This is a genomic window from Pandoraea sp. NE5, assembly GCF_024363545.1.
Taxonomy (GTDB): Bacteria; Pseudomonadota; Gammaproteobacteria; order Burkholderiales; family Burkholderiaceae; genus Pandoraea; species Pandoraea cepalis.
Genome location: NZ_AP025517.1, coordinates 1853483 through 1865368 on the forward strand (window position 1 = coordinate 1853483; position 11886 = coordinate 1865368).

At 65.2% G+C, this 11886-nt stretch carries 11 protein-coding genes; 8 read left to right on the forward strand and 3 right to left on the reverse strand.

Going from position 1 to position 11886, the window contains the following annotated elements; all coding sequences use genetic code 11:
- Positions 1–253: 253 nt before the first annotated feature.
- The 7 genes from PanNE5_RS08435 (at position 254) to PanNE5_RS08465 (ending at position 8750) form a co-directional block, all read left to right on the forward strand.
- A complete protein-coding gene (locus tag PanNE5_RS08435) occupies positions 254–1903 on the forward strand; it encodes a DEAD/DEAH box helicase (RefSeq protein WP_150564599.1) in 1650 nt (549 codons plus the stop codon).
- A gap of 152 nt (positions 1904–2055) precedes the next feature.
- The gene (locus PanNE5_RS08440) at positions 2056–3009 is read left to right on the forward strand and encodes a bile acid:sodium symporter family protein (RefSeq protein ID WP_017231737.1); all 954 of its coding nucleotides are present in this window, start codon (positions 2056–2058) and stop codon (positions 3007–3009) included.
- 171 nt (positions 3010–3180) lie between these two features.
- The gene (locus PanNE5_RS08445) at positions 3181–3942 is read left to right on the forward strand and encodes a peptidylprolyl isomerase (RefSeq protein WP_017231736.1); all 762 of its coding nucleotides are present in this window, start codon (positions 3181–3183) and stop codon (positions 3940–3942) included.
- Positions 3943–4353: 411 nt separating this feature from the next.
- On the forward strand, positions 4354–5739 hold the full coding sequence (locus PanNE5_RS08450) for a protoporphyrinogen/coproporphyrinogen oxidase (protein WP_261939613.1): 1386 nt from the start codon (positions 4354–4356) through the stop codon (positions 5737–5739).
- 82 nt (positions 5740–5821) lie between these two features.
- Positions 5822–6391, forward strand: coding sequence for an AfsA-related hotdog domain-containing protein (locus PanNE5_RS08455; protein ID WP_261939614.1), 570 nt, complete (start codon positions 5822–5824; stop codon positions 6389–6391).
- 42 nt (positions 6392–6433) lie between these two features.
- The gene (locus PanNE5_RS08460; RefSeq protein WP_039829722.1) at positions 6434–7240 is read left to right on the forward strand and encodes a fatty acid desaturase family protein; all 807 of its coding nucleotides are present in this window, start codon (positions 6434–6436) and stop codon (positions 7238–7240) included.
- Between the two features lie 13 nt (positions 7241–7253).
- On the forward strand, positions 7254–8750 hold the full coding sequence (locus PanNE5_RS08465) for an NAD(P)/FAD-dependent oxidoreductase (RefSeq protein ID WP_261939615.1): 1497 nt from the start codon (positions 7254–7256) through the stop codon (positions 8748–8750).
- Between the two features lie 69 nt (positions 8751–8819).
- Here the strand turns inward: PanNE5_RS08465 and PanNE5_RS08470 are convergent, their stop codons facing one another.
- Entirely contained in the window at positions 8820–9524 is a 705-nt protein-coding gene (locus tag PanNE5_RS08470) for a class I SAM-dependent methyltransferase (protein ID WP_261939826.1), read from the reverse strand.
- Positions 9525–9791: 267 nt separating this feature from the next.
- Here PanNE5_RS08470 and PanNE5_RS08475 point away from each other — a divergent pair, with 267 nt between their 5' ends.
- Positions 9792–10628 (forward strand): helix-turn-helix transcriptional regulator, encoded by an 837-nt coding sequence (locus tag PanNE5_RS08475; RefSeq protein WP_261939616.1) that lies wholly within the window; start codon positions 9792–9794, stop codon positions 10626–10628.
- A 9-nt stretch (positions 10629–10637) separates the two neighbouring features.
- On the opposite strand, the gene crcB is transcribed toward PanNE5_RS08475, so the two are convergent.
- Together crcB and PanNE5_RS08485 are read right to left on the reverse strand one after the other, a co-directional pair.
- Positions 10638–11036: a fluoride efflux transporter CrcB gene (gene crcB, locus PanNE5_RS08480; RefSeq protein ID WP_017234977.1), complete on the reverse strand. Its 399-nt coding sequence runs from the start codon at positions 11034–11036 to the stop codon at positions 10638–10640.
- Between the two features lie 103 nt (positions 11037–11139).
- The gene (locus tag PanNE5_RS08485) at positions 11140–11829 is read right to left on the reverse strand and encodes an orotate phosphoribosyltransferase (protein ID WP_017234978.1); all 690 of its coding nucleotides are present in this window, start codon (positions 11827–11829) and stop codon (positions 11140–11142) included.
- Positions 11830–11886: the final 57 nt, after the last annotated feature.

An 11886-nucleotide genomic window follows, 5' to 3' on the forward strand; every position in this document is an offset into this window, starting at 1 on the left:
GGCGATGCCGACTGACTTGGGAAAGGGCGCATGGTAAACTACGCGCTTCCAAGACACGGCCGTACCCGCGACGGCCTCGCCCGCCAAGCCGCTTGATTTCATTCGCCGGCGGGTCGTCTTGCAGGCGTCTTTCGGCGCATCGCCCTAATGAGCGCGATGCCTGTCGCACGCCCTACGCGGGCATTCCCTCAAGAACACACAACATCGATACGCGCGGGGACACACTTCGTGGAGTCCGCGCATTGGTCCATATATGTCTTTTGAAAAGCTCGGCCTGTCGGCCGACATCCTGCGTGCCGTGGCCGACCTTGGCTACACGCACCCGACGCCCATTCAACTGCAAGCGATTCCGGCCGTCCTGCAAGGCGGCGATCTCCTCGCCGGTGCCCAGACCGGGACCGGCAAGACGGCGGGCTTCACGCTGCCTATCCTGCAAATGCTCTCCACGCGTGCGCGCGCGGCGGCGGCCAACGGCAAGCGCTCCGTGCGCGCGCTCGTGCTGACGCCCACGCGCGAGTTGGCCGCCCAGGTCGAGGAAAGCGTCACGCAATACGGCAAGTACCTGCCGCTCACGTCCATGACCGTGTTCGGCGGCGTGTCGATGGTGCCGCAGGTCAAACAATTGGCGCGCGGCGTGGACATTCTCGTCGCGACCCCTGGCCGTCTGCTCGATCACATGCAGCAGAAAACGGTCGATCTTTCTGGCGTCGAGATTCTCGTGCTGGACGAAGCCGACCGCATGCTCGACATGGGCTTCATTCGCGATATTCGTCGTGTGCTGGCGGTGCTGCCGTCGAAGCGCCAGAACCTGCTGTTCTCGGCCACGTTCTCCGACGAGATCAAGCAACTGGCCGACGGCCTGCTCAAGTCGCCCGCGCTCATCGAAGTGGCGCGTCGCAACACGACGGCGGAAACCGTCGCGCAGAAGATCCACCCGGTCGATCGCGACCGTAAGCGCGAGCTGCTCGAACACCTCGTGCGCGAGCACAACTGGTTCCAGGTGCTCGTGTTCACGCGCACCAAGCACGGCGCGAACCGGCTCGCCGAGCAGCTCACGAAGGGCGGCATTCCGGCGCTCGCCATTCACGGTAACAAGAGTCAGGGCGCCCGCACGCGAGCGCTCGCCGAATTCAAGAGCGGCACATTGCAGGTGCTGGTTGCGACCGATATTGCCGCGCGCGGCATCGACATCGACCAGTTGCCCCACGTGGTCAACTTCGACCTGCCGGAAGTGGCGGAGGACTATGTCCACCGCATCGGCCGCACCGGACGCGCCGGCGCAAACGGCGAGGCCGTGTCGCTCGTGTGCGTGGACGAGCATCAACTGCTCACGCAGATCGAACGTCTCATCAAGCGCACGATCGATCGCGAAGTGATCCCGGGCTTCGATCCGGATCCGCATGCCGTGGCGCAACCGATTCGCAAGGCGCAACAAGGCCGTGGGGCCGGTGGTGGACGGGGCGGGCGCGGCGGCGACGACGACGACGCGCGCCAACCGGCCCGCGCCCCGCGTGAAGCGCGTGAGCCGCGCGATGGCGGTCGTGGCGCACGCCAGGGCAACGAGCCGAAGGCGCGTCGCGAAGGCGAGCGCGGTGGCCGAAAGAACAGCAGTGCCGTGAACGGCGGAAATGCGGGGCACGGCGCGCAGGTCGCGAACGCGGGACAAGGCGGGCAGCAACGCCATCAGGCGCAGGCGCCCAAGCGTCAGGGCGATGCCCAACGCGCGGCCACACCGGCGGCCGGTGCAGCACGCCAAGGTCGTGACGGCCGCACGGGGCAGACCGCCTCGCGCGGGCAAGGAGGCGGCGCGGAGCGCAGCGATTTCGCACAGCGCGCGCCGCGTCCGGCGCGTCGCGACGCGGTTGGCGGCGCCTTGCTGATGGGCAAGGCAAAACGCGACTGAACGGCTCAGGAAGGGCATCGGGCGCAAATTAAGTAAAATATTAAGCTTTTGCGCCCGGTGGCCCGGGCGTGGCAGGGACAATGAGGCGTCAGGCAAGGCGGCCTCATCGGCTCACCCGCGCACGTGCCGCATTCCCCTTCCCTGAGGATTTCATGATCGCCCGTATTACCCGGCTGTTCCCGTTGTGGGCTCTGCTGCTGTCCGTTTCCGCTTATTTCTCGCCGGGCAGTTTTTCCAGCGTTACGCCGCACGTCACGGCGCTCCTGACCGTGGTGATGTTTGCGATGGGCGTCACGCTCACCGTCGACGACTTCAAGCGCGTGCTCACGCGACCCGCGCCGATCGTCGCCGGGGTGGTGTTGCACTATCTCGTGATGCCGCTGGCCGCCTGGGTGATCGCGCGCGTGCTGCACATGCCGCCCGATCTGACGGCCGGCATGGTGCTTGTGGGCAGCGTTGCGAGCGGCACAGCCTCGAATGTCATGATTTATCTCGCCCGCGGCGACGTGGCCCTGTCGGTGACGATCAGCGCAATGTCGACGCTCGTCGGCGTGTTCGCGACCCCGCTGCTCACGCGCTTGTACGTCGACGCCTCCATCGTGGTCGACGTCGAGGGCATGCTGCTGTCGATTCTGCAAATCGTGGCGCTGCCGATTGGCGCGGGCCTGCTCATCAATCGCTATTTCGGTCGTGCGGTGCGCGCGGTCGAAGGCTATCTGCCGCTCGTGTCGATGATCGCGATCGTGCTCATCATCGGCGCGGTAGTCGGCGCGAATCAGGGCAACATTGCCACGGTGGGCCCGTTGGTGATGCTCGGTGTCGTGTTGCACAACGGTCTGGGCCTGCTGGGCGGGTACTGGGGCGGTCGTCTGCTGGGCTTCGACGAATCGATCTGCCGCACGTTGGCCATCGAAGTCGGTATGCAGAACTCCGGCCTGGCGGCAACACTCGGCAAAATCTACTTCACGCCGCTCGCCGCACTGCCGGGGGCGCTCTTCTCGGTCTGGCACAACTTGTCGGGCTCGCTGCTCGCGGGCTACTGGCGGGGTCGTCCGACCGGCACCGCCAACGATGCGCCGGCGGTGGTCACACGTCCGTCTCACTGAGTGTTTTCGTGCGCCGCATGCGAGTGTGTGCGGCGCGCAACGGCCGCCCACACTGTCATCGCGGGCATTTGCCTTTCTGACGCGCATCGCCTACAACTTCGATATACCGTCGCGCCCCGGCATGCGAAGCGGCGCGACCGGTGGCAGTCAACGTTTTGGCGGGAGTGCGTTATGTCTTTGCGAGTCAACGGTATTGTCATCGACGCACGCCGCGTCGCCGATGAGATCGATCAGCATCAGGACGAGGCCGATCCGGAAGTCGCCGCACAGCACGCGTTGGTGAGTCGTGAATTGCTGCGCCAGCGCGCATTCGACTTGCGTTTATTCGACAAGAACGACGCGATGCCCGCGAGCGACGACGCTATCGTCGATGCACTGTTCACGCGGGACGTTCAAGTGCATCGTCCCACCGACGCCGAATGCCGCGCCTACTTCCACGAACACGCCGGGCAGTTCCGTGTTGGCGACCGGGTGCAGGCGAGTCATATTCTGTTTGCGATGTCGGCGAGTGTGCCGCTGTCGACGACCTTGGAGCGGGCGCAGTCGGCACTGGACGCCGTGCGCTCCAATCCCGATTCGTTCGAAGCGGTGGCGCAATCGATGTCGGATTGCCCGTCAGGTCGCACGGGCGGAAGTCTAGGTATGCTCGCGCGTGGCAGTGGCGCACCCGAGTTTGAGTTGGTGCTGTTTTGTGGCGACCGACTCGGCGTGGTGCCGAGACTGGTCAACACGCGCTACGGTTTCCACGTTGTGCGGATCGAACGCCGGGTGAAAGGACACATGCCGCCCTACGAACGCGTGGCCGAGCGTATCGCCGCGCAGTTGTACGAGCAGGCGCGTGCGCGGGCACTGCGGCACTACGTGGCGCTGCTCGCCGGTGTCGCCGAAATTAGCGGCGCCAATGACGATGACGGACCGGTGCGTGTGCAATAGCGGATGGTCGGCTGTCGGAACGGCGTGCGTGTCCAGCCAGGTGCGGCAGGGCGCGCGAGTGTGTCGATGGACTGATCGGGCAACGTCGTAGCGTTCAGTGTAGTGTCCCAAAGGGCTGGGTTCTGTGTCAGGCAGAACCCAGCCCTTTCGTTTTTCCGCGCCACGCAGCGCGTTCGGTGAGGCAGCGCACCGCGCCCGCGTTGCCGTCGTCATGTGCCATCCAATGATGGAATTGAGATCCAACGCGTTGCGGAGTTCACGTTTGCGATCGCTCGTGTTGAGCACTATCGGTGACCGCCCGATGAGATGCGAACGATGAACCGCGTTCGCCTATCCTTAGGATGTCGTGATATTCAGGTGTCATTTTCACGATACTTAAAGCATGCCTAATGAACATGCGGGGGATCCCTGATGGCAACCACTGCGACGTGCGCCGTCGTTGGCGGCGGCATTTCCGGCATTGCGGCTGCGCATTATCTACGCGACGCCGGCCTTCATGTCGAGCTTATCGAGCAGCACCGGTCCCCCGGTGGCCGGATCACCACTGCGACGCTCGACGGCGACCGAATCGATCTCGGCGGCAAGAACATCGGCCGGCACTATCTGCGCTTTCGCAAGCTCGCGCACGCCCTCGGACCCTTCGCGTTCGAGCCGTTCGGCATCAACACATCGCGCATTCGCGACGGAAAGATCGTCACGCTCGATAGCACGCGCCGCCTTGGCAGCACGCTTGCGTATCTGCGCGGTTGTCCTGCGGCGGATGCCATGCGCCTTGCCGCGCTTTGCGCGCGCGTGTGGCTCGACGCGCGCAATCGGTTCCTGGACGGACCGTCCTTTGCCCGGCTGGCGCGAGATGCCGACGATGCGCCGCTGGCTTCGCATTTCAGCCCGGCGTTCTGTCGCGCTGTGGTGCGGGCAATGTCGGTGCGAATGAACGGTGCGGAGCCCGACGAAATTCACCTCGGCAATTTCGGCACCCACCTGGGCATGTGGCTCGACACCTATGATCAGCTCAAGGCGGGCATGGGGGCGTTTATCGGTGCGGCGACCGCGCCGCTGGCGGTGCGCTTCAATGCCCGCGTCGAGCGGCTCATGGTGCGTCACGGACGGGTTTCCGGTTTGCAGGTGCGGCAATTCGATGGGCGAACCGATCATCTGGAATACGACCATGTGGTGCTCGCCACGCCGGCAGGGGTGAGCGCGGATCTGCTGCGCGAACACGACGCGGCACTCGCCGCCGCACTCGACGAAATACGTTATTTTCCGGTGCTCGTGGTGGTGGCCGCTTACCGCCGGCCGATATTCTCCGCGAACGTGCGCGGTCTGTCGTTAGGCCCGGACAACGCGCTGAGCAACGCCGGCGCCTACGGCATCGACAGACTCGACCGCGTGCGCTACACGTTCAGTGGCCGCAAGGCGCGCGCCGTCATCGCAAGTGCGCGAAGCGCGGGCAGCCTTGCCGGGCCGGAAGCCGAAGCATTGCTGGATCTCGCCGAGACGACCTTGCGCCAGTACGTTCCCGTGGAACGGGCCGACCGGCGCGACGTTGTCGCGCATCTTTTCGATCCGGGGTTGTGTGCGTACGCGCCGCATCACTATCGGCTGCGCGCATGGCTCGACGATCGGCGCCATGGCATCGACGGTCTTGCGTTCGCCGGCGATTATCTGCGCGGTGCGTCGATTGAGGCCTGCATGCTCTCTGCTCAGGAGGCCGCGGTTCGCATCGCCCAGTCGCACCTCGCGCACGATCTACGCGCATCGCGTGCCATCGATTACGGCTTCCACGCATCGTCGTAAGTCCAGCATCGATCCCTCAGGCCAGCTCGCCGTCAACCCGGTAGGCCAGGTTCCGTCCCCCCATTGTCTGAACGGAGTCGCCATGAACCTTCAAACGCCCGTGACCGGCCGCCCTGCCGGTACCTCCGATGTCACCACCGCTGACGCCTTTGCCATGCCGGGCAAGCTCGACCGGACGATGGTTCACAAGACCAATCCGGTCAATGTCTTCGTCGCGTCGATCGAGCGGGCGCAAGCCACAACCGAGGGGCACGATACCTTTTCCGCTGTGCTTGCGATCGATCCGCACCACGCGTTCTTCTTCGAACATCCACTCGACCACGTTCCTGGCCTGATGATGATCGAAGCCACTCGCCAGACCGGCACTGCGATCTCGCACCGCTTCTACGAGGTGCCGCACGACCTCATCTTTGTGCTCAATTCGCTGGAAGTCACCTTCGAGCATTTCGCCGAGCTGCACGCGCCACTGTCGGTGCGATTCGTGATCGTCGCCAAATCCTATCGTCATGACCGCTTGTCCGCGCTGGCTTGCGAAACGCAGTGGCTGCAGTTCGGCCGCCCACTGGGCACGATGAACGCGCGCTGGAGCTTCGCTTCGCCGGCGCTGCTTGCCCGCTTGCGTCACTCGGCCAAGGCGGACGACATCCATTGAATCACATCGATGGCGATGAGCCGTGCGTTGCAGGGAGGCATCATGAGACATCTCGCCCGACTTCTGGGTCTGCGTTACACCGAAGATCTTGCACCGCTGGCGCTGGTGGCCGGTGCTGCATTGTTGCAGTGGGCCGCCTATTTTCTCGTGCACGATCCGTGGGTGGCGATCACGTGCGCGACGATGCTCCTGTTGCCCCAGATCGCCGTTTCGACCGCCGTGCACAACCAGTCGCACATGGGCATGTTCGCGGGCGCCTGGGCCAATCGCGTGCTGGAATGGGTGATGACCCTGGAGACCGGCATGTACGCGGCAAAGTTTCGCCTGCATCACAGCCGGGGACATCACCTGCACTACACCGAACCGGAGCGGGATCCGTCGCGCTGGATCGATGCCGGCGGTTGCCGGATGTCGCGGCTCGCTTACGTAGCTCATTATTTCCTGACATACGATTATCACGTGCTGCGCATCGGCCGGACCTGCACGCGATTGCGTCGACGCTGCCTCTGGCAGGTCGCGGCCAGCAACCTCGTATTGGTCGCTTTGCTGTTTCATGACCCGCGCAATGCGCTGCTGTTTTTCGTCATGCCAAGGATCCTGGTCTGGCTCAACTTCATTCACATGACGTACGACGATCATATCGATCTCTACGCCAGCGATCCGTTCAAGGCATCGCACACGAAGGCCAACCGGTGGCTCAATCTTGTGTTTTTCAACAACGGCTATCACCTCGCGCATCACGTGCGGCCGGGCTTGCACTGGAGCCGGCTACCGGAATTCCATCGGCAGATCGCCCACCGGATCGACGTGGCGCCATCGTCGACGCCATTGAATCGCTGGTTCCGATAATCCGGGGGAGATCATGACGGTTTCATCGACACGGGCGCGCTGCACGCCCACCGAAGCCCCATCGACCGCCTGGCGTGCCATCGTCGTCGGCGCGGGCATGGCGGGCTTGCTCGCCGCGCATGCACTGGCGGGGCACTTCGATGAAGTGTGGCTCGTCGAGCGCGACGCGCTGCCCGATTCTCCAGCCCCGAGGGCGGGCGTGCCGCAGGGGCACTACGTGCATCAACTGCTGATGCGGGGGCGCCGAACGCTCGATGCGCTGTTTCCCGATTTGGGCCAGGCCTTGCTCGACGCGGGCGCGGTGCCGCTCGACTGGTATCGGTCCGTGCGCTGGTTCGGTGCCGCGGGTTGGATGCCGCCCGCGGGCGAGGGCTTCGTCACATGGTCGACGAGCCGTGGCCTGCTCGAGTTCGCGGTGCGTCAGCGCGTGCTCGCCAAGCGGAACGTTCGTGTTCTGACCGGCTGCGACGTCACGGGGTTGCGCTTCGATGCGGCGCTCGCACGCGTTTGCGGCGTGGCGATTCGGCGTCGCGCGGGCGGATCGCGCGGACAAGCCGAAGATGCCGAAGATGTCACGACCTTGCCGGCCGCCTTCGTTGTCGACGCGAGCGGGCGCAACTCGCATGCGCCGTCGTGGCTGCGAGCGATGGGGCTGGACGCCGTACGCGAGACGGTCGTCGACGCCCGTGTCGGGTACGCGAGCCGACTCTATGCGGTGCCGAAGCCGTCGGTCTGGCGCGACTGGCAAGCGCTGGTGGTGCACGGCCGGCCACCCGAATGCCTGCGCAGCGGCACGATCTTCCCCATCGAGGACAACCGGTGGATCGTCACGTTGACGGGGGCGGGCGGCGATTATCCGCCGGGCGATGCCGACGGCTTCCTGGCTTTCGCGAAAAGCCTGCGGGTGCCGACCCTCCACGATGCGATTGCCCACGCCGAGCCGGTCTCGCCGATCCGTCAGTTTCGCCGGACGGAAAATCGGTTACGCCACTTCGACGAAATGCGGCGCTGGCCCGCAGGCTTCGCGGTGCTTGGCGACGCCGCATGCAGCTTCAATCCGGTGTACGGACAGGGCATGACGATTGCGGCATTGAGCGCGGTGGCGCTCGACGCCCATCTGCATCTCATTCGTCGCGCCAACGATGCCCCGGGTGGATTGGCCTTGCAGCGTGCCCTCGCCCACGTGGCGCAGCGCGCGTGGATTTTCGCGACTGGCGTCGATTTACGTCAGACGGGGGAGCGGGGCGCCACGCATTGGCGGGCGCGGCTCATGCAACATTACGTGGAGTCGCTGCTCGGTCTCGCCGTCGACGATGCCGCCATCTACCGACGCTTTCTGCGCGTGATGCACATGGTCGAGCCGCCGTCCGCGTTGTTTTCCCCCTCGGTGACGGCGCGGGTTGCCTGGCGGATTGCCTCGCAGCGCGCGGCGCTCGCATTTGCGCCGCGACGTTCCGCATCGCGTTACCCACGGGATTTGGCGGGTGTGAGAAAAAACGGACAAAAGTGACCGCTCATAAAAGGAAAGCGGGCGCGTCGCTACGAGGGATCGCGCTCGCCTGCCTCTACCTCCCGACGCTCAACCGGCAATCAGTTCGAGCGTCAGCGTGTCGAGCGTGAACGAGCCGTCGTCCTGAATCCTGAAATGACGACGCACGTCGTCGGCCATGGCCGTTTGCAGCGCGCGAATGGCTACCTGCATCGGCGCTGGCGTACGCATGCGCGCGATCCACGTCTTGAAGTCGAGATCGAGCGTGCGCGGCGTGAGCGACGCCACCGATAATCCCGCCCCAGCGGCCATCGTCAGCCATTCGCTCGCGGCGTAGTTGCGCACGTGCGACGTATCGCGCAACACTTCGACCGCTTGCAGATACGTGTCGAACAGCGGCCGCCCCGTCGAGGCGACGTCGCAGATCACGACGCGTCCGCTGGGCTTGAGCACGCGACGCATCTCGCGCAGCGCGGCACCCACGTCGGCCCAGTGATGCGCACTGTATCGGCTGAAGACGAGATCGAAGCTGGCATCGGCGAACGGCAGCGATTCGGCTGCGCCCAGTTGCGTGTCGATGTTCGTCAGGCCGCGCTTGGCCGCTTCGCCTGCGACCACGCCGAGCATGTCGGCGGACAGATCGTACGCCACCACGCGCGCGACGTGCGGCGCCGCGAAGAAGCTCACGTGTCCCGCGCCGCACCCCAGGTCGAGCACCTGCGCACCCGGATGCGCGCGAGCGATCGCGGCGAGTTGCTCCAGATCGGCGCCCTGCGCGTGATTGGCACTCGTCAGATAGGCCGATGCCTGCGGGCCGAACTGGCCGGTGACGACGGCGTTATGGCCATGATGCGCGTGGTGGGTGTCCTGCGCCCCTGCGGGGGCGGTGGACGAACCCGGGCGGGAAGGGTATGACGGGGTTTCGCTCACGGTGAGTCTCCTACGTGGGTGGGGCAGGGCGCGATGCAAGGGGAGTCGGCCCGCCTGGGCGCTTGCGCGATGTTGGTAAGTCTCACGATAATGGCTCGTTGATACCGGTACAAGTTACCTATTTATCCTGGTATGAAAACTACCCCTATCCCTAAGCCCGAATTGGCGTCTGACGCGCCAGCCCCTCACGGTGACGATGCGCGCCAGCGTCGCGCGCTCGGCGACTTCTTGCGCGCGCATCGCGAGCGGCTGACCCCGGCGGCCGCCGGACTGCCGCCTTTGGGGCGGCGTCGCACGCCGGGATTGCGGCGCGAGGAAGTGGCGCAGTTGTGCGGCTTGTCGGCCACCTGGTACACCTGGATCGAGCAGGCACGCGACGTGTCGATCTCGGCGGGCGCACTGGCGGCCGTTGCCGGCGCGCTGCGGCTTTCGCGTGCCGAACGGGCCTACCTGTTCGATCTGGCGGGCAAGCGCGATCCGGAGCGCGGTGCCGTGCCGTTGCCGCACCATGCGTCGGCACAGGTGCAGGCGGCCGTCGCCGCCGTGGCGGCTCCGGCCTACGCGCTGGATCGATGCTGGGACGTCCTGGTCTGGAACGCGGCCGCCGCCGACATCTTCCATGGCTGGCTCGACGCGCCGGGCGCGAAGAATCTGCTGCGCTACATCTTTCTCGATGCGGGTGCGCCCACGTTGATTCAGGATTGGGAGCGTCGCGCGCGCCGGGTGGTCGCGGAGTTTCGTGCCGAATGCAGTGCCTACCTTGACGATACGCCCGTGCGTGCCCTCACGGACGAATTGCAGCGCGACAGCCGCAGGTTCGCCTCGCTCTGGTCGCAGCAGGATGTCGTCGAACGCGAAGGCGGGCGGCGTGGTTTTCATCACCCGGCGCGCGGCGATATCGATTTCGCACAGGTCACGTTCCGCCTGTCGGGGCACGACGACGTCAAGCTTGTGATGTTGCTGCCGTAGTGCGGTCGCTCAGAGGGCTGGGCGCAACCACTGGATGAGCAGCGTGATGCTGGCCATGCCAAGCAGGGTCATGATGAGCGAGCCCCCGACGTGAACCGCCACGGTGAGCGCTGCCCAGCCCATCTGCCCTTCGCGCAGCAGCGTGGTGACTTCGGCGGAGAAGGTGGAGAACGTTGTGAGGCCACCGAGAAAGCCGGTCACGATCAACAGTCGCCACTCGACCGGAATCGACGGAAAGTGGCTGAAGAGCGCGACGGCAACACCGATGAGATAGCCGCCGACGAGATTGGCGACGAGCGTGCCGAGCGGGAGCGTCGGCAGGATCGCATTGAGCTGTACGCTCAGTGCCCAGCGCAGTAGCGCGCCTAACGCTGCCCCGAGGCTGATGGCGAAGACCGACGCAAACATGGTTGACTCCTCTGCCGAGCGGATGCGGAGAAAAAAACGGCCGACCTTTTCAGGCCGGCCGCTCTCGCCTCTCAAGCGAATACTGCGGGCGTTGCCACGAGACTCAGTCCTTCGGGAACGACGTGGCGCCACCGTGCGCGCCCGACCACTCGGCCGGTGCGTGCAGGAACTTCTCGACTTCGTCGAGCGTCTTCGTGTCGAAGTGGTTCTGCTGCTTGGCAACGCGCAGCACGTCCCACCACGTGGCGAGCGAGTGCAGCTCGACATCGATGTCCTTGAGCACCTGGCGGCTCTCCGGGAAGATGTCGTAGTGGAAGACCACGAACACGTGATTGACCTTCGCGCCGGCGTCGCGCAGCGCCTTGCAGAAGTTGATCTTGCTGCGGCCATCGGTCGTGAGGTCTTCGACGAGCAGCACGCGCGAGCCTTCCGGCAGATCGCCTTCGATCTGCGCGTTGCGGCCGAAACCCTTCGGCTTTTTGCGAACGTACTGCATCGGCAGCATCAGCTTGTCGGCGATCCAGGCCGCGAACGGAATGCCTGCGGTTTCACCGCCGGCGACCGTGTCGAACTGCTCGCAGCCGACGTCCTGAATGATGACGGCTTCGGCGAAATCCATCAGCGTACGGCGCACGCGCGGGTACGAGATCAACTTGCGGCAGTCGGTGTACACCGGGCTGGCCCAGCCCGACGTGAAGATGTACGGCTTCTCGGCGTTGAAATGCACCGCGCCCACTTCGAGCAGGATCTTGGCGGTGATGTCGGAAATCGCCTGGCGGTCGATGCCAATCATGATGCGGTTCCTAAGCGTAGCTGCCCGCCGTGCGGCGCGCAGCCAGGAGTCATGGGT

Coding starts and splice junctions, on each gene's coding strand:
- PanNE5_RS08435 (WP_150564599.1), top strand. CDS start 254: ATGTCTTTTGAAAAGCTCGGCCTGTCGGCCGACATCCTGCGTGCCGTG.
- PanNE5_RS08440 (WP_017231737.1), top strand. CDS start 2,056: ATGATCGCCCGTATTACCCGGCTGTTCCCGTTGTGGGCTCTGCTGCTG.
- PanNE5_RS08445 (WP_017231736.1), top strand. CDS start 3,181: ATGTCTTTGCGAGTCAACGGTATTGTCATCGACGCACGCCGCGTCGCC.
- PanNE5_RS08450 (WP_261939613.1), top strand. CDS start 4,354: ATGGCAACCACTGCGACGTGCGCCGTCGTTGGCGGCGGCATTTCCGGC.
- PanNE5_RS08455 (WP_261939614.1), top strand. CDS start 5,822: ATGAACCTTCAAACGCCCGTGACCGGCCGCCCTGCCGGTACCTCCGAT.
- PanNE5_RS08460 (WP_039829722.1), top strand. CDS start 6,434: ATGAGACATCTCGCCCGACTTCTGGGTCTGCGTTACACCGAAGATCTT.
- PanNE5_RS08465 (WP_261939615.1), top strand. CDS start 7,254: ATGACGGTTTCATCGACACGGGCGCGCTGCACGCCCACCGAAGCCCCA.
- PanNE5_RS08475 (WP_261939616.1), top strand. CDS start 9,792: ATGAAAACTACCCCTATCCCTAAGCCCGAATTGGCGTCTGACGCGCCA.
- crcB (WP_017234977.1), bottom strand. CDS start 11,036: ATGTTTGCGTCGGTCTTCGCCATCAGCCTCGGGGCAGCGTTAGGCGCG.
- PanNE5_RS08485 (WP_017234978.1), bottom strand. CDS start 11,829: ATGATTGGCATCGACCGCCAGGCGATTTCCGACATCACCGCCAAGATC.